Origin of the sequence: Methylobacterium sp. B1 (genome assembly GCF_000333255.1) — a bacterium.
Taxonomy (GTDB): Bacteria; Pseudomonadota; Alphaproteobacteria; order Rhizobiales; family Beijerinckiaceae; genus Methylobacterium; species Methylobacterium fujisawaense.
Genome location: NZ_BACT01000130.1, coordinates 1 through 16,332, shown reverse-complemented (window position 1 = coordinate 16,332; position 16,332 = coordinate 1). Strand labels below are relative to the sequence as shown.

Annotated in this window: 19 protein-coding genes and 1 pseudogene; 4 read left to right on the top strand and 16 right to left on the bottom strand. The window is 69.7% G+C overall.

Annotated features, from left to right (window positions below; translation table 11 throughout):
* Nucleotides 1–25: 25 nt before the first annotated feature.
* Nucleotides 26–742, bottom strand: a complete 717-nt coding sequence (locus I53_RS03965; protein ID WP_043346902.1) for a protein phosphatase CheZ — start codon at nt 740–742, stop codon at nt 26–28.
* 302 nt (nt 743–1,044) lie between these two features.
* On the opposite strand from I53_RS03965, the gene I53_RS03960 reads away from it, so the two are divergent.
* The gene (locus I53_RS03960; RefSeq protein ID WP_187294301.1) at nt 1,045–1,836 is read left to right on the top strand and encodes a L,D-transpeptidase; all 792 of its coding nucleotides are present in this window, start codon (nt 1,045–1,047) and stop codon (nt 1,834–1,836) included.
* A 111-nt stretch (nt 1,837–1,947) separates the two neighbouring features.
* On the opposite strand, the gene I53_RS03955 is transcribed toward I53_RS03960, so the two are convergent.
* The 3 genes from I53_RS03955 to pgeF all read right to left on the bottom strand — a co-directional run bounded on the left by I53_RS03955 (nt 1,948) and on the right by pgeF (nt 4,801).
* The gene (locus I53_RS03955) at nt 1,948–2,724 is read right to left on the bottom strand and encodes a DUF2076 domain-containing protein (RefSeq protein ID WP_043346900.1); all 777 of its coding nucleotides are present in this window, start codon (nt 2,722–2,724) and stop codon (nt 1,948–1,950) included.
* Between the two features lie 198 nt (nt 2,725–2,922).
* Nucleotides 2,923–3,762 carry an outer membrane protein gene (locus I53_RS03950; protein ID WP_043346898.1) on the bottom strand — a complete coding sequence of 280 codons (840 nt, stop codon included), beginning with the start codon at nt 3,760–3,762 and terminating at the stop codon, nt 2,923–2,925.
* Nucleotides 3,763–4,030: 268 nt separating this feature from the next.
* Nucleotides 4,031–4,801 (bottom strand): peptidoglycan editing factor PgeF, encoded by a 771-nt coding sequence (pgeF, locus tag I53_RS03945; RefSeq protein ID WP_043346897.1) that lies wholly within the window; start codon nt 4,799–4,801, stop codon nt 4,031–4,033.
* Nucleotides 4,802–4,945: 144 nt separating this feature from the next.
* Between pgeF and I53_RS03940 the strand changes: the two genes are divergently transcribed.
* Nucleotides 4,946–5,137 (top strand): hypothetical protein, encoded by a 192-nt coding sequence (locus I53_RS03940; protein ID WP_043346894.1) that lies wholly within the window; start codon nt 4,946–4,948, stop codon nt 5,135–5,137.
* A gap of 43 nt (nt 5,138–5,180) precedes the next feature.
* On the opposite strand, the gene I53_RS03935 is transcribed toward I53_RS03940, so the two are convergent.
* From I53_RS03935 to rpsF, 12 genes are all read right to left on the bottom strand, one after another.
* Complete coding sequence (locus I53_RS03935) at nt 5,181–6,251, bottom strand: SAM-dependent methyltransferase (protein WP_043346892.1); 1,071 nt, start codon at nt 6,249–6,251, stop codon at nt 5,181–5,183.
* Nucleotides 6,248–7,150 (bottom strand): prolipoprotein diacylglyceryl transferase, encoded by a 903-nt coding sequence (gene lgt, locus I53_RS03930; RefSeq protein WP_374701296.1) that lies wholly within the window; start codon nt 7,148–7,150, stop codon nt 6,248–6,250. The genes I53_RS03935 and lgt overlap by 4 nt, the downstream gene beginning before the upstream one ends.
* Nucleotides 7,151–7,215: 65 nt before the next feature.
* Nucleotides 7,216–7,599 (bottom strand): type II toxin-antitoxin system VapC family toxin, encoded by a 384-nt coding sequence (locus I53_RS03925; protein WP_043346889.1) that lies wholly within the window; start codon nt 7,597–7,599, stop codon nt 7,216–7,218.
* Entirely contained in the window at nt 7,596–7,829 is a 234-nt protein-coding gene (locus tag I53_RS03920; protein ID WP_043346886.1) for a type II toxin-antitoxin system Phd/YefM family antitoxin, read from the bottom strand. Before I53_RS03920 ends, I53_RS03925 begins: the two co-directional genes overlap by 4 nt.
* A gap of 74 nt (nt 7,830–7,903) precedes the next feature.
* The gene (locus I53_RS03915; protein WP_251982210.1) at nt 7,904–8,791 is read right to left on the bottom strand and encodes a VOC family protein; all 888 of its coding nucleotides are present in this window, start codon (nt 8,789–8,791) and stop codon (nt 7,904–7,906) included.
* A 5-nt stretch (nt 8,792–8,796) separates the two neighbouring features.
* Entirely contained in the window at nt 8,797–9,699 is a 903-nt protein-coding gene (locus I53_RS03910; RefSeq protein WP_043346882.1) for an SMP-30/gluconolactonase/LRE family protein, read from the bottom strand.
* Between the two features lie 10 nt (nt 9,700–9,709).
* On the bottom strand, nt 9,710–10,159 hold the full coding sequence (locus I53_RS03905) for a cupin (protein ID WP_043346879.1): 450 nt from the start codon (nt 10,157–10,159) through the stop codon (nt 9,710–9,712).
* 132 nt (nt 10,160–10,291) lie between these two features.
* Nucleotides 10,292–11,779 carry a replicative DNA helicase gene (locus I53_RS03900; RefSeq protein ID WP_043346877.1) on the bottom strand — a complete coding sequence of 496 codons (1,488 nt, stop codon included), beginning with the start codon at nt 11,777–11,779 and terminating at the stop codon, nt 10,292–10,294.
* 369 nt (nt 11,780–12,148) lie between these two features.
* Nucleotides 12,149–12,721, bottom strand: a complete 573-nt coding sequence (gene rplI / locus I53_RS03895; RefSeq protein ID WP_043346875.1) for a 50S ribosomal protein L9 — start codon at nt 12,719–12,721, stop codon at nt 12,149–12,151.
* A gap of 41 nt (nt 12,722–12,762) precedes the next feature.
* A complete protein-coding gene (locus tag I53_RS03890) occupies nt 12,763–13,842 on the bottom strand; it encodes a DUF2232 domain-containing protein (RefSeq protein ID WP_043346873.1) in 1,080 nt (359 codons plus the stop codon).
* 127 nt (nt 13,843–13,969) lie between these two features.
* Nucleotides 13,970–14,221, bottom strand: coding sequence for a 30S ribosomal protein S18 (rpsR, locus tag I53_RS03885; RefSeq protein WP_007561044.1), 252 nt, complete (start codon nt 14,219–14,221; stop codon nt 13,970–13,972).
* Between the two features lie 3 nt (nt 14,222–14,224).
* Nucleotides 14,225–14,686, bottom strand: a complete 462-nt coding sequence (gene rpsF, locus I53_RS03880) for a 30S ribosomal protein S6 (protein WP_020090632.1) — start codon at nt 14,684–14,686, stop codon at nt 14,225–14,227.
* Nucleotides 14,687–15,214: 528 nt separating this feature from the next.
* Between rpsF and hpnA the strand changes: the two genes are divergently transcribed.
* Both hpnA and I53_RS34840 read left to right on the top strand, forming a co-directional pair.
* A complete protein-coding gene (gene hpnA, locus I53_RS03875; RefSeq protein ID WP_043346872.1) occupies nt 15,215–16,243 on the top strand; it encodes a hopanoid-associated sugar epimerase in 1,029 nt (342 codons plus the stop codon).
* Nucleotides 16,240–16,332 (top strand): annotated as a pseudogene (locus I53_RS34840) (squalene synthase HpnC); the annotation flags it as partial. The gene hpnA and the pseudogene I53_RS34840, both read left to right, overlap by 4 nt.

The following is a 16,332-nucleotide window of genomic DNA, read 5'->3' as shown; positions in this document are numbered from 1 at the left end:
AAAAATCGCGCGCCCGGACCGGGGATCAGTCGAACAGCGAGTCGATGTCGCTCTGTTCGACGTGCCCGGGATCGTGGTCGAGCTTCGGACCGTTCAGGAGCGAGCTCTCGTCGTCCAGGGAGGTCGGCACCGGCATGACGGTGATGAGCTCCTTGAAGCTGTCGAGCTCCGACCACGTGGCGATCAGCCGGTCGAGATGCTCCTCGATGAACTTCATCACGCCGACGATCTTGGTGATCCGCTGGCCGGTCAGGTCTTGGAAGTTGCAGGCCTCGTAGGCGGTGATCACGCGCTCGAGGATCACGTCGACGTGCTGCTTCAGCCCGGGCGGCAGCGTCGCGGCGTTGAGCATGCCGGCGTGGCTCTCGATCTCCTCGATCGCCCCGAGGAGCTGCGTCGTGGCGCGCTCCGTCGAATCGACCACGGCGTCGAGTTCGTCGGCCGCCCGGCGCATGCCCTTGCCGGTATTCTCCGTCCGATGCAGCGTCGCCAGCTCCGACTTGGTGCGGGTGATCGCCTCCTTCATCACGTCGAGTTCCGTGCGCATCGCGAGCGCTTCGTGCAGCTCGCGCCGGCACGACTCGATCGTCTCGCTGGCGCTCATCTGCGTGACGCGGCGCAAGTCCTGGATGGCGCTGAAGATTTCTTCGAGTCGCTCGTTCGAGGCGATCGAGCCCGGACCAGGCTGGGGAGCCGCGGGAATCCCGAGGCTGTCTTCGATGCGATAGCGCTTCTGGGTCATCGTCCGGGCGTGGGCGTTCGGGTTCCGTCGACGCAACTCTCTACCACATCGGTTAGCGGACTGTGACTGCCAAGCTTTTTCCGAGCGTTCCGGGCTCCTTCCCGAAGGCGCGGCGGGCTGCGATGAACGGTTAACCGGCGATTCACGCTGCCGCCGACGGGCCGGGGAGAGACCGCGGCCTCGGCGCGATTCACCACGTTCCTTCACCTGATTCGGTAAAATGCCGCGGGATCGTTCGCGGGCCGGGCGCTTGGGCGCCGGCTCGGGAGCATGCGACGATGCGGGGTTCGGTCCGATTGGGAATGGCGGCGGCCGCGGCCGCTTTCGTGCTGTGCGGGCCTGCGCGCGCGCAGCAGGCGCGCTACGCCGAGGGCGGCTACGGCGGCGGCCTGATCGAGTACCTCGTCACCGGCAGCGCCGGGGGCGGCGGCCGCGGCTGGCCGCAGCGCTCCGCGGCCCCGCAGCGGGCGGCGACGTCCCAGCGGGTCGCGGCCTATTCCGGGGAGCTGGTGCCGGCCGAACCGGAGGCCGCTCAGGCATACGGACAATCCTATGGACAGGCTTACGGTGCGGCTCAGCCCTACGGCGCGCCGCCCGCGGCCGCCTACGGAGCATCCCAGGCGGATCCCGCCCGGATCGCTCGTGCGGTCGCGCCGGAATTCCAGCGCCAGGAGGTTCCGTTCGCGGGGCCGCAGAAGCCCGGGACGATCGTCATCGATACCGCCGGCAAGCATCTCTACCTCGTGCAGGCCGGCCAGCGCGCCCTCCGCTACGGGATCGGCGTCGGCCGTCCCGGCTTCGCCTGGAGCGGTCTCAAGACCGTCAGCCGCAAAGCTGAGTGGCCGGACTGGACACCGCCGGCGGAGATGCTCGCCCGCCGGCCCGACCTGCCGCGCCACATGGCCGGCGGGCCGGAGAATCCCCTTCGGGCGCGGGCCCTGTATCTCGGCTCATTCGCTCTACCGGATCCACGGCACCAACGAGCCCACACGATCGGTCAGTCGGTCTCGTCGGGCTGCATCCGGATGATGAACGACGACGTCGTCGACCTCTACGACCGCGTGCCGGTGGGAACACGCGTCGAAGTCCTGTGAGCGCCTGACGTCGTCGGCATCACGAAAGCTGCATCTTCGGATACGAAGAGGCCCGGCCGCGCCTGACGCGACCGGGCCTCTTTCTTTGGGGGCTGAGCCGGGGCTGGACGATCAGGTCCAGTCGCTGTCGTCGCCGCCGCCCAGGTCGCCGCCGAAATCGCCACCCGGATCGCTGTAGTTCGCGTCCTGGAAGCTACCCAGGTCGCCGCCGCTGTTGTCCAGGGCGGCTCCGAGATCCTGGTTGCCACCGTCGCCGTAGTAGTTGTTGACCACGGTCTCGCCGGCACCGCCGCCCAGGCCGGCGGCCGCAGCGCTGCCGAGGCTCGAATGGCCGCCCGCGAAGGCGTTCGACAGGGCGCTGCCCAGGAGCATGCCGCCGGCCGCGCCCGCCGCCATGGGGAGCGCCGTCGCCATGAAGCCGCCGCCGCGGGCCGGCGCCTGCGGCTGACCGCCCCACGGGCCGCCCTGCTGGGGATAGCCGCCCTGCTGGGGATAGCCCCCCTGCTGCGGGTAGCCTTGCTGGGGATAGCCCTGCGGGGGGGCGCCGCCCTGATTGCCCCAGGGTTGTCCGGCGGGACGCTGCTGTGCGTAGCCGGGCTGCGGCTCCTGGCGCTGGCTGCCGCCGCCGAAGATGCTCGACAGAAAGCCGCCGCCGCCCGAGGGCTGCGCAGAGGCCGCCTGGCTGCGCGCCTGCTCCAGCTGCTGGTTCAGGCTCTTGATCGCCTCTTCCTGGACGTAGATCAGCTGCGCCATCGCGTAGGGCGCGTAGGGCTGGGCGCGGATCTTGTCGGCGATGAAGCGCTCCGCCTCCGCGTCGCGGGGCTGGGTCTGCGCCTGCTCCAGCCGCTGGAAGATGCCCGAAATGACGTCGCGTTCTTCGCTGTTCATGGAGTCGTCCTCCTCGAATCTCACCCGCGGGCCCGAACGCGCCGCATGGCAGACACGACATGGGTGCGCGGCGACGCTTTGTCAGGGGGATTGCGAAAACTTCATCCGCCGGCCGCGAAAAACGAGAAGCCCGACCTTTCGGCCGGGCTTCCCAGAGGCGGATCCCGAACGCGGCCGTAGCCGCGCCGTCGCGCAATCCTAGAAGGTGCCGAACTTGTAGTTCAGGCCGGCGCGGACGACGGCGAACTCGTCGGAGCGGCGGCCGACGCCGCTGTAGACGACGGGGAAGTTGTTGGCGGCGTTGACGACGAGCGCGCCCTGGTTGCGGGTACCGCGGTCGAGATTGACGTACAGGCCTTCGACCTTGAGCGTCACGGCCGACGAGCGGAAGAAGTTCAGGAAGGAGTCGGTGGGAAGGGCATACTCGATGCCGCCGCCGGCGGCCCAGCCGGTGCGGAAGCTGTCGTTGCCGGCATAGCCGCCGAAGGAGCGGTCGGCGCTGCCCGAGCCGTAGGCGAAGCCGCCGGTGCCGTAGATCAGGGTGCGGTCGAAGGCGTAGCCGAGACGACCGCGGACGGTGCCGAAGAAGTCGAGGCTGGAGAGGCCGCGCGGGTCGGTGACGTAGTAGCCGGGGGCCAGCGCGCCGGAGATGAAGGCGTTGTTCCGGCTGCGGCCGAAGTCGAGGTACTGGGCGTCGGCCTCGACGCCGATGACGATGCCGGAGCCGGGGGTGAACTGGTAGTTGTAGCCGACCTGGCCACCGCCGGAGAAGCCGTCCTGGCTGCGGTTGCGGAAGGTCGCGACGGTGCCGGGAGCGGCGTAGGGGAAGGGCACGCCGAAGCTGGAACCGGTGTTGCGGTCGCTGGCGTCGAAAGCGTAGCCGGCGTTGATACCGAAATAGGCGCCGGTCCAGGTGAAGACCGGGACGGGGGTGAAGATCGGCGGGGGGGCGGCGCGGCGCGGCAGGTCGGCGGCGAAGGCCGAGCCGGCGAAGGCGACGCCCGCGAGGGCCGTGGTCACACGGAGCAGGGATTTCATGATCTGGTCCTCACTGGTGGTCCGCCCCGACCGTGGCCGGACGGGGGCGTAACCGGATCTGGCTGCGTTCCAGCGGTTCCAGGGCTGCTTTGCGCTCCGCGGTGTCGCCGACCGCATTCGCGGCCCCTTATGGCAACCCGCCGTTTATCCCCGGCACCTTGACCCCCCAACGCGGGCGAATGGCCAAGGTTCATTCACGGCTACGCTTTTTTCTCGCCCGTGCATCGACAAAGTGTCGCACCCCCGTGTCCGGTGGCGGACCGCGCCGTCAGGGGACGAGCGTCACGGCGGAGATGAGGCGGCCGTAATCGGCCTCGCCGCGATGCGTGGTCCGCCGATAGCTGTAGAACCGCTCCGGATCCGCGTAGGTGCAGAGGTTGAGCGCGCTGGCTTCCCCGACCTCGGCCTCCGCGAGCCGGGCCAGGATGAAGCCCGGCAGGTCGAACTGCGCGTGTCCGGGCCGCGTGCCGGCCGCGAGGAAGCGCTCCATGCCGGGGGCGTCGGATCGGAACCGGGTGATGAAGTCCGGGCCGACCTCGTAGGAAGCCTGCCCGATCGTCGGGCCCAGCACGGCGACGATCCGCTGCCGCCGCGCGCCGAGCGCCTCCATCGCCGCCACCGTCGCGCCGATCACGCCGGTGAGGGCGCCCTTCCAGCCGGCATGGGCGGCACCGACGACCCCGTTCTCGGGATCCGCGAACAGGATCGGCCCGCAATCCGCCGTGGCGATACCGAGCGCCAGGCCCGGCACCCGCGTCACCATGGCGTCGGCCTTGGGCCGCTCCGCCGCCGCGAAGGGCGCTTCGACGGTGACGACATCGGCCGAGTGGACCTGGTACAGGCTGACGAGCCGATCCGGCGGCAGGCCGAGCCGGCCGCACATCCGCGCCCGGTTCTCGGCGACACGCTCCGGCACGTCCTGGGAGCCGAGCCCCCCGTTGAGCGACGCGTAGAGGCCGTCCGAAACCCCGCCGACGCGGGTGAAGAAGGCGTGGCGCACGCCCGCATGCGCGGAGAGTTCCGGCGCCTCGATGATCATGCCTGCGGTCACGGTCGGCCTCGCGGTTGCTCGTATCGCGCCCCGATAGCGCAAGGGCGGACCCTTGACGATGTCGTTCAACCGTCAGATTCTTGCTGCATTGCAGTATGGAGCCGATCCGGCTCCGCCTTGAGAAGGATCGCAATGTCACGAGGGATCGAGACCGACGTCCTGCCCGAGACGCCCGAGGCTGAAGAGCCCCGGATCCCGAGCGCGCCCGCCCACCCCGTCACGGGAGAGCCCGCCGCCTTCGACCCGACCGACCTCAACCCGCCTGCACCGCCGACACCGCGGCCGTCCACCCAGACGGATTCCGGCTTCGGCTCCTTCGGCTGACCGAATCCGGCCCCCTGCGGGGCCGAGGAATCGGCCCGGCGGCTCAGGCCGCCGGAAACCCCGGGAGCGGTCCGAGGGCCGGGCCGCTCACCGCCATCACCTTGAACAGGCTGCCCATCCCGCCCCGGCTCGGATCCGTGAGGCGGGTGATTGCCGCGTCGATCGCGGCGGATTGCGCCGCATTGGCCCGGGCCTTCAGACGTTCGGCACGGGCGCCGAGTCCGAGGGCGGCCAGGAAGTCGCCCTGGTCCACCGGCCCATGGATCGCCGCGCCCTCGGCCTGCGCCGCCTTCGCGTGGGCGGCGAAATCGACATGATGCGTCAGATCCGCCTCGCCGGGCGCGGCCAGTGGATCGGCGAAGCGATGCCCCGACAGGGCCTGGAGGGTGTCGCCGAAGCCCGGTCGGACATGGCCGTAATCGATGGCCAGCAGGCTGCCCCCCTGGGTGCACAGACGCCGCGCCAAGCTGCGCATCAGCGCGAGCCCGGCCGTCGGCACGCTCATGAGCGCCCCGTCCGGGCCGTCCGCGTCGAGGCCGGGGGTCGGCTCCGGCGACAGCCCGAAGGCGAGGCCGCCCTGCGGATCGAGGCCGACCTGCCGCTCGTGCCAGCCCGTCGGCCGGCGCTCGAACTGGCGCACCGGCAGGCAGTCGAAGAACTCGTTCGCCAGGATGATCGCGGGACCCGGAGGCAGCGACTCGATGTCGGCGTGCCACGCCGCGCCGGTCCCGGCGAGGAGGCGTTCCTGCGCGGCCCGCAGGACCGGGCTGGTCTCCACCAGTTGCGGCGCCACGCGCATTCCCGGGCGCGCCGCCCGCAACGCCCGCAGCGCGTCCGCCATCAGCGTGCCGCGGCCGGGCCCCAGCTCCACCAGAACCAGCGGATCGGGTCGTCCCATCAGCTCGTGGACATAGGCGCTCCAGGCACCGATCAGCTCGCCGAACATCTGGCTGATCTCGGGCGCGGTGGTGAAGTCGCCCCGGGCGCCCAGAGGGTCGCGGGTGCGGTAGTAGCCGTGGACCGGATGGCCGAGGCACAGGGCCATGTAGCGATCGACGCCGATCGGCCCGTTCTGGCGGATCAGCGCCGCGATCTCGGCTCCGAGGGGGCTCACGCCTCGACGGCCGCCTTGCGGTCCGCCTCGGCGGCGGGTGTCGCCACCGGATGGCGCGGACGCGTCCGGCCGGTCCCGGCCAGCACGATGTAGGTGAGGCCGACGACCATCATCGGCACGCACAGCAGCATGCCCATGGTCACGCCGCCGCCCATCGGACCGAAATGGTCGCCGAACAGGAAGCCGAGCTGGCGGTCCGGCTCGCGGAAGAACTCGCAGAAGGTCCGCGCCAGGGCGTAGCCGAGGACGAAGATGCCGCCGAGGAGGCCTGGCTTGCGGAAGCCGAACCGGCGGACGCTCACCGCCATCACGATGAACAGCAGCAGACCTTCTGTGGCGGCCTCGTAGAGCTGGCTCGGATGGCGGGGCACGGGCCCGCCGCTCGGGAACACGATGGCGTAGGGGAAGTCCGGCGCCACGCGGCCCCAGAGTTCGCCGTTCACGAAATTGGCGATCCGGCCGAAGAACAGGCCGATCGGTACGACCACCGCGCCGATATCGAGGAGCGTGTAGCCGTTAAGGCCCTTGCCGCGCGCGAACAGCAGGAAGGCCAGGATCGCCCCGATGAAGCCGCCGTGGAACGACATGCCGCCGTTGCGGATCGCCAGGATCTCCATCGGATCGGCGATGTACATCGGGAGATTGTAGAACAGCACGTAGCCGATCCGGCCGCCGAGCACGACGCCGAGCGCCACCCAGACGACGAGGTCGTCGATGTCGACGACCTGCGGGCGCTTCACCACGCCCCAGAGGCTGTCGGCCATGACGAGGCGGCGCGCGTAGTACCACCCGCCGATCAGGCCGGCGATGTAGGCGAGGGCGTACCATTTGATCGTGATCGGCCCGATCGCGAGCGCCACAGGATCGATGGCCGGAAAGGGCAGGGCGAGGAACGGCATCAGTCTCACCTCCGGGGCGGCCGGATTGGACGCCGGAGGGGCGACGCGTCAAGCCCGGCGGAGGATCACCAGATCCGCTCCACGATACCGTCGAAGACGGTGTCTGCGGAGATCAGCGGATACGCGTAGTGGAGTGCGGTGGCGGCGAGGAGGCGGTCGAACGGATCACGATGGTGCCAGTCCATCGTGCCACCGGTGAGGCAGATGGCGGGCAGCAAGTCGGCGACCCGGCCGCCTTGCTGATCGAGGAGAGCGACGAGCTGATCGACATACGCGGCCATCTGGGGCCATTTTCCGAGACGCACCTTCTGCGCGATCTCGAAGAACGAGATGGGACTGACTTCAACCGATCCCGCGCCGGTGATCGCCGCCCGCGCGCGGGCCGATAGCCTCGGATCGTCGGTCAGGCTCCATGCCCAAGTATGCGTATCGAGGAGAACGGCGGTCAAAGATCGCCTTCCCAGAGCGCGATCTCGTCCTCAGGGATCGGTTCGAGCCAATCCGGTCCTCGCCCCAGGGCAAGCGGAGGCAGAATGCCGACGCGGAACGAAGACGTCGTAATGGGAACGATGCGGGCTACGGGCCGGTCTGCCTGGGAAAGGATCACGTCCTCGCCCTGTGCGGCGGCTTCGATAAGTTGCGGAAGGCGGCCTCCGGCAGCCTCGACGCTGATGCGCATGATGGCGCTCGCTCACGGAATCTACGAATAGAGCCTACCTGCTCCACGATGGCGAGCAAGTCGGCGCTGCGTCCTCAATTCCGGAGGAACAGGAAACCGTGGCCGCCCGGCCCGCTACAGTAGGCCGCCGTGCGATCGGCGGAGATTCGCAAGCGCGGGCTTTCCGGACGGTCCGTCGCGAACAGGCGATCTAAATCAGTCGCTCCAAAAACATAGCGGGTCGCGGCCCGGTCGGCGGGCCCGAAGACGAGCCGCCGTTCGGTGGCGGGCACGCGATAATGCAGCAGTTCCACGTGCGGCGCCGGCTCCGGCGGTTCCAGCGCCAGCACATCGACCTGCGGATCGTCCAGGCCATCGAGGCGTGCCTGTTCCGGGCCCTGATTCAGGCCGCGTTCCGCCAGCGTGAGACCGAGGGGGCCGGTCAGGAAGGCCAGGGTCGCCTCAAGATCGGTGACGGTGATCGCCGAGTGATCGATCCCCAGAAACAGCCCCGGCGCCTCGCGCCAGCGGTCGGCCGGGGGGCCGCCGGGAAAGACGATCAGCTCCAGCGGGTGCCCGTCGGGGTCACGGAACTTGTAGGCGGTCACGCCCCCCGTGGATTCCGGCAGGCGCTGGGGACCGCCGCGGCTGATGGGAATCGGGGATAGCGGCGCGAGCTGCGCCATCGCGGCCGCCATGTCGCGGACCGGGATCGCGAGATGCTGGAAGAACGGGTCGGTCGCCGCCGGATCGGCCGGGTAGGGCGCACCGGGCGGATCCACCGTGAGGAAGGTGACGGTCTGCGCGCCGAGCCGCATGCGCAGCTGCGTCGCGCGCCTGTCCCCGAGTCCCATCGCTTCCGCCTGCGCGGGGGGCAGGGGTTCCGGCGGCGCGATCCGCGCGAAGCCGAGTCCGTCCCGGTAGAAGGCTTCCGTGACGGCAAGGTCCGCGACGGTGCGGCCGAACCCGATGAGCGCCCGCACCCCGCTCACAGGAGAGGAGCCCCCCGCACGTTCACGTAGATCGCGTAGAGCGCCTGCGAGGCGCAGAGGAAGAGGCGGCTGTTGTTGCGGCCGCCGAAGGTCAGGTTGGCGACCGTCACGGGCACGCGGATCTTGCCGACCAGCTCGCCGCCCGGGTCGATGCAGTGGACCCCGTCCCCGGCGCTCGACCAGAGATTGCCATGCTCGTCGCAGCGGATCCCGTCGGCATTGCCCGGCGCGATCGTGCAGAAGACGGCGCCCCCGGACAGGCCGCCGTCTTCGCCGACGTCGAACACGCGGACGTGCTGGAGCGGGTCGGTGTCGAACTGCAGGCCGGTCTCGACGATGTAGAGCCTGCGCTCGTCGGGCGAGAAGCACAGCCCGTTCGGTCCCTGGAAATCGTCGGCCACCACCCGCAGCGAGCCGTCGCGCGGGTCGAACCGGTAGACTGCGGCGGGCAGCTCGGAATCCTGCTTGCCGCCTTCGTAGTCGGTCTGGATGCCGTAGGGCGGATCCGAGAACCAGATCGTCCCGTCCGACTTGCAGACGATGTCGTTGGGCGAGTTCAGCCGCCGCCCCCGGTAGCGCTCCACGAGGCTGGTGATGCTTCCGTCGAGTTCGGTGCGGTGGATGCGCCGGCCGCGATGCGAGCAGGACAGCATCCGTCCCTGGCGATCGCGGGCATGGCCGTTCTCGAAGTCGCTCGCCGCCCGGTAGACGCTTAGGCCGGCAGAGTCGGACCAGCGCATCACCCGGTTGTTCGGGAGATCCGAGAACAGCAGCTCGTCGCGGTCGCCGAACCAGACCGGGCCCTCCGTCCAGCGGAACCCCTCGGCGAGCTTCTCCAGCGGCGCGTTCGGCAGGATGTAGGCCTTGAAGCGCGGCTGCGTGAGGTCGAAGCCCTCCATCAGACCGGGCCTACTTGAAGCGGCCGGGCTGATTGACGGTCGGCTCGACCTGCAGGCCGGTCACGATCATGGTGCAGGGCTCGTCGCCCACCGTGCCGGACAGGTGGCCCTTCTTGCCGTCCCGCGCCTTCGTGTTCTGGTCCTCGCCCATCATCAGCTCGCCCGGGCCCATCTCGACCCGGTGGCCGTCCATGGTCTCGACGAACCAGCGCCCCGAGAGGATGGCGATCCATTGCGGCCGCGGATTCTCGTGCCACTCGCCCACCCACCCGACCGGCAGGACCGTGAAGGTCACGACCGACGGGGCCGGATCCATCTTGTCGTTCCACTGCGGCGCGGTCTCGGGGTTGATCCCCTCGAACTTGAAGCGCTCGAGATGGAACAGCTCCTGGCGGCTCACCCCCTCCGCATCGGTGTAGACGTGCCAGTACGGCATCTTCGGAGGGGTCTGCTCGCTCATCGTCGCTCCTGCCGCGGCGGGACACTTGTTGTCCCACAACGGCCGGGCTTGGCGATGGTTCGCGCGCGGATGTCGGCGATCGGGACGGCCGACGTGCCGTCCCGAGGCCGGACCCGCGAGCGGCCCGCGCCGTCACATCTGCTCGGGGATCCGATCCGTCTGCGCGAGGTTCGAGAACCGGGTGATGTTGGCGTCGAACTGCAGCTCCACCGTGCCGGTCGGGCCGTGACGCTGCTTGCCGAGGATGACCTCGGCCTTGCCGTGGACGCGCTGCATCTCGGCTTCCCAGGCGAAGAACTCTTCGGTCCCTTCGCGGGGCTTCTTGTTGCCGACGTAGTATTCCTCACGGAACACGAACATCACCACGTCGGCGTCCTGCTCAATCGAGCCCGATTCGCGAAGGTCGGCGAGCTGCGGGCGCTTGTCGTCGCGGTTCTCCACCTGACGCGAGAGCTGCGACAGGCCGATGATCGGCACCGCCAGTTCCTTGGCGAGCGCCTTCATGCCCGTGGTGATCTCGGTCATCTCCTGCACGCGGTTGTCGCTGCGCTTGCCGGAGCCCGACAACAGCTGGAGATAATCGACGATCAGCAGATCCAGCCCCTTCTGGCGCTTGAGGCGCCGGGCCCGGGCGGCGAGCTGGGCGATCGAGATGCCGCCGCTCTGGTCGATGTAGAACGGGATCGTCTGCATGTCGCGGGCGGCATCGGTGATCTTGTAGAAATCTTCCGGCCGGATGTCGCCGCGGCGGATCTTGTAGGAGGGGACGCCCGACTGCTCGGCGATGATACGGGTGGCGAGCTGCTCGGCCGACATTTCGAGGGAGAAGAACCCGACGATCCCGCCATTCACGGTCTTGGTCGTGCCGTCCGCCTGCTTCTCGCCGCGATAGGCCTTGGCGATGTTGAAGGCGATGTTGGTCACCAGCGAGGTCTTGCCCATGGCCGGGCGGCCCGCGAGAATGATCAGGTCGGAGGGCTGGAGGCCGCCCATCTTGGCGTCGAGATCGCTGAGGCCCGTGGCGATGCCGGAGAGCTTGCCCTCGCGCTGATAGGCCTTGGCGGCCATGTCGACCGCGGCGGTCAGCGCGTCGGAGAACTTCTGGAAGCCGCCGTCATAGCGTCCGGCCTCGGCCAGTTCGTAGAGCCGCCGCTCGGTTTCCTCGATTTGGTCGCGCGGCGCCTGCTCCACGGGCGCCTCGTAGGCGCCGTTCACCAGATCCTCGCCGATGGTGATCAGCCGGCGGCGGATGGCGAGGTCGTAGATCGTGCGGCCGTACTCGCCGGCATTGATCACCGTGGTGGCGTCGGCGGCGAGCCGGGCGAGGTACTGCATCACCGTCTGGCCGCCGAAATCGGCGTCGCCCAGATAGGTCTTCATGGTGATGGGCGTGGCGAGCTTGCCCGCCTTGATCAGGGACGCCGCCACCGTGAAGATCTGCTGGTGGGCATCCTCCATGAAGTGCTCGGCCAGCAGGAAGTCCGACACCCGGTAATAGGCGTCGTTGTTCACCAGGATCGCGCCCAGCAGCGCCTGCTCCGCGTCGATGTTGTGCGGGGCGACGCGGTACTCGGCCTGGACCGTTTCGAGCTTGGCCGTGAGCGCATTGGGCAGGGCCATCGGCGGACGACTCCGTATCAGGCGCCGCGGCGGGCGCGCCAGGATCACACCGCACGACCTTGGCCTCGGTATGGTTACCGAAGCTTAGCCGACGGCCGGTTCTCCCGGGCCGGGGCGCGGAAAAGCGGACGCCCGCCGACTCTCGCGAGCGGCGGGCGTCCATGCTGGAACAAAACTGGAACGTGTCAAGTCTCGGGGGCAATCGTCCCCAGTGTTCACCGGTATACAGGGCTGGGGACGGTTCCCAGCCGAGCCCGAACGCGGCGCGTCCGGCGCCCGGCCTAGGACGTGGCCCGGTCCGGTACCCGGCCCGCTATGTCCCGCACGTCCGACCGGCCCCGAAGCCGGTCGGACCATCCGCGGAAGAAATCAGCCGCGGTCGTCGGCACCCTCGCCGGCATCGGCCAGCGCCATGCCGACCTCGAGACCCAGGTCGTCGAGGTTGAACGCCTCGCGCTCGGTGACCGACTCGCCGCGGGCCTGACGCTCGGCCTCCTCGGGGCTGCGGGCGACGTTGACGGTGATCTCGACCTCGACCTCGGGGTGCAGCACAACCGGGACCTTATGGAGACCCAGGGTCTTGATCGGCTGGTTCAGGGTGAACTGGCCGCGGTCGACCGTGAAGCCCTCCTTCGAGACGACCTCGGCGAGGTCGCGGGTCGAGACGGAGCCGTAGAGCACGCCGGTCTCGCCCGACTGGCGGATCAGGACGAAGCTCTGGCCGTTCAGCTTCTCGGCGACGGCCTCGGCGTCCTTCTTGCGGTCGAGGTTGCGGGCCTCGAGCTGGGCGCGCTGGGCCTCGAAATGCTTCTTGTTGGCTTCCGTCGCGCGCAGAGCCTTGCCGCGGGCGAGCAGGAAGTTGCGGGCGAAGCCCGGGCGGACATTCACGGTCTCGCCCATCTGGCCAAGCTTGGCCACGCGCTCGAGCAGGATCACTTCCATGGTCTTTCTCCTTCAGGTGGTCGGCCGCTGAGGCCGGGGTCTCACGGCGCCGGGCTGTCCTTGGGACGCCGGCGGTCGAGGGCTGTATCGGCGAGGCCGAACAGGGTGAGGGCGACCAGGGCGATACCCTGGGTCACGAACAGGATCAGATACATGCCGAACAGCATCAGCCCGCGTCCGGGCCGGCCGCGGGAACGGTCGTGGAAGGCGGCGAGTCCCTGAAGGGCGAAGGCCGCGCTGAAGGCTCCGACCAGCGCGACGCCGAAGACGCCGACATAGCCGGGGGCGAAGCACATCGCGACGGCGGCCGCGAGCGCCGCGAGCGTCGAGCGCGGCATCGTGGTGGAGGGGATGTCCGGCCAGGGCCGCGGCAGGCGGCCCGAGATCTTCACGATCCGGGCCGAGGCCCAGAGATAGAAGGCCAGCAGTAGCGCGAGACCGTTCGCCGCCAAGGCCGGTACCACCCGGGCGAGGGCATCCGCGACCTCGGTCCGCGTCACGTCGGCCTGATCGTCACCGGTCTGCGGCGCCGGCTCGGGCGCGGCCGCCGCGTCCTGTCCGCCCGCGTCCTGTCCAGCCTTGTCTTGGCCGGCGGCGTCCTGGCCGGCGGCGTCGGAGCCGGTCGCCGGCGCACCGGCGCGTCGGGTTTCGGCGGGGCTGCGGGTTGCAGGCATGCGTGTCTGCACCAGCGTCTGCGCGAGCCCGCGCAGCTGTGCATCGAAGGCCGCGTGATTCGGCGAGGACAGGACCGCGATGGCGATGAAGGCGAGGGCGGCCGTGGCGGCGATCCAGCCGAGCAGGCGGCCGGTCGGGTACCATTCAAGGCCGGCTTGCGTCTCGCGCCCGAGGAGCGTGAGGTAGGCGAGCCACCAGGCGGGGAGGGCGATGTAGGCCGCGAAGGCGAGCCCCATGAACGGGGCGATCACGAGGATCAGCACGAGGCTGCCGGTGGCCGCCGCCACGAGGGCGGCCTTATGGCTCCAGCCGAGGCCGACGATCAGGATCGGCAGCGGTGCCACGAGGTAGAGCAGGATCGCGAGGGGGGTCGCCTTCAGAAGCACCCCGAACAGGAGTGCCGAGACGAGGCCCGCGCCGATACCGATGCCGATATGCTGTGCCATGAATTCCGCTGTCCCGCTGCCGGTGCGGCAGGGTTAGAGGCACGGATACGCCCCAACGATCGGGCGGCGCGCGCCGCCCTCTGTGAGGACCGGCCCGGGCGAGAGCCGGGCCGGTCGGTTCGGTGACCTACTTGATCACGTAGGGCAGCAGGCCGAGGAAGCGGGCACGCTTGATCGCCTGGGCGAGCTCGCGCTGCTTCTTGGCCGAGACCGCGGTGATCCGCGACGGGACGATCTTGCCGCGCTCCGACACGTAGCGGGAGAGGAGCTTGACGTCCTTGTAGTCGATCTTCGGCGCGTTCGCGCCGGAGAACGGGCAGGTCTTGCGACGACGGAAGAAGGGACGGCGTCCGCCGCCTGCACCAGCACCGAAAGCCATGGGTTAGCCCTCCCCGCCGAAGCTGCGCTCGCCGCGGTCACCGCGATCGCCGCGGTCACCCCGGTCGCCGCCGAAGCCGCCACCACCGAAGCCCTCGTCATCCCGACGACGGCCGCGCTCGCGATCCTTGCGGTCGTCGCGGTCGCGCTTCTGCATCATGGCGGACGGCTCGGAATCGAGCTCCTCGACCCGGATGGTCATGAAGCGCAGCACGTCCTCGGAGATCTGCATCTGGCGCTCCATCTCGGCGATGGCGGCCGGCGGGGCATCGATGTTGAGGAGCGCGAAATGCGCCTTGCGGTTCTTCTTGATCCGGTAGGCGAGGGACTTCACGCCCCACATCTCGATCTTCTCGAGACGGCCACCGTTCTGCTCGATCACACCCTTGTAGGTGTCGATCATCGTCTCGACCTGCTGGGACGTCACGTCCTGGCGGGCTAAGAGCACATGCTCGTAGAGAGGCATATCGGGCCTTTCATCGTCAAAAGGAGCCCGGCCGCCGGAGGGCGGCTGAGTCGGGCCGGTTCATCTCGCGAGACGCTCGGCGCCAAGCCCTTCGAGCCGATTTTCAGGCCCGAGCGGTTGATCGAAGGCGGAGACACCGGACGACGGGATCCGACAAGATCCCTATGCCGCGAGCAGCATTGTCCGTTCAGCCCCCGGCCGGAGCGAACGCGAGGGGCGGCGCATAGTCGGTTTTTGCCGCTCTGGCAAGTTCGCCGCGCGCTTCAGGCATCCCGGTGCGGCGCCGAAGCGGGCTTCGGAGCTGGCGCGCCACGCTGCCGGGCTCGTGGCCGGGCTCGTGCCGGAGACCGCGCGGGGGCAGCGCCGCCCCGGCCTGATTCTGCGAGCGTACGGCGGGGCGGCCACGATCGGTCTCCGGATCCGTCGACGGGCACCGCGGCTTGCCGCTCGGGCGGTTCGATGACACAAGCGCGGCGCAGCTGGGGATCCCCGGCCGCGCTGGTTGTTCGGTAATTCTCCAGATCCGTGATGGCAGAGGCCCCATCTTCCGGCCCCTCCGAGGTCGGTCCCGTGCTGATCACCGGCGCGAGCGGCTTCCTCGGCTCAGCCCTGGTCGACGTCTTTCGCCGGGCCGGCTTCCCGGTGCGCATCCTCGTGCGCGCGTCGAGCCCGCGCCGCAACCTCACCTGGACCGACGTGGAGATCGCCGAGGGCGACATGCGCGACCCGGCGGCCGTGGCGGCGGCGATGCGCGGCCAGCGCTACTTGATCCACGCCGCGGCCGATTACCGGCTGTGGGCGCCGGACATGGAAGAGATCGTCCGCACCAACCGCGACGGCACGCGCCTGATGATGCGCGCGGCGCTGGAGGCCGGGGTTGAGCGGGTCGTGTACACATCGAGCGTCGCGACGATCCGGCCGCCGGCCGACGGCGTCACGCCCTCCGACGAGACCATGCCGCTGACGCCCGAGACCGCCATCGGCGCCTACAAGCGCAGCAAGGTCGTGGCCGAGCGGGTGGTCGAGGAGATGGTCGCCCGCGACGGCCTGCCGGCGGTGATCGTCAACCCGTCGACGCCGATCGGCCCCCGGGACGTCAAGCCGACGCCCACCGGGCGGATCATCCAGGAGGCGGCGCTGGGCAAGATGCCGGCCTTCGTGGATACCGGGCTCAACCTCGCTCACGTGGACGACGTGGCCCACGGCCATCTCCTGGCGCTCCGCAAGGGGCGGGTGGGCGAGCGCTACATCCTCGGCGGCGAGGACGTGTTCCTGTCGCAGATGCTCGCCGACATCGCCGGCATGGTCGGGCGCAAGCCGCCGACCGTGAACCTGCCGCGGGCCGTGGTCTATCCCGTCGCGTTCTTCGCCCAGCTCGCCGCCCGGGTCACCGGAAACCAGCCCTTCGCGACGATCGACGGCATCCGCATGTCGCGGTACCGGATGTTCTTCTCGGATCGGAAGGCGCGCGCCGAACTCGGCTACACGGCCCGGCCCTACCGCGAGGGCCTGTCGGACGCGATCACGTGGTTCCGTGAGGCGGGGTACCTCGCATGAGCACCCTCGAATCCGCCACCGCGACCCGTTCCGGCAAGGGGCACCGCGACGAGAACTTCCCCGTCGCCTCGCACCTGATCCACCCCCGC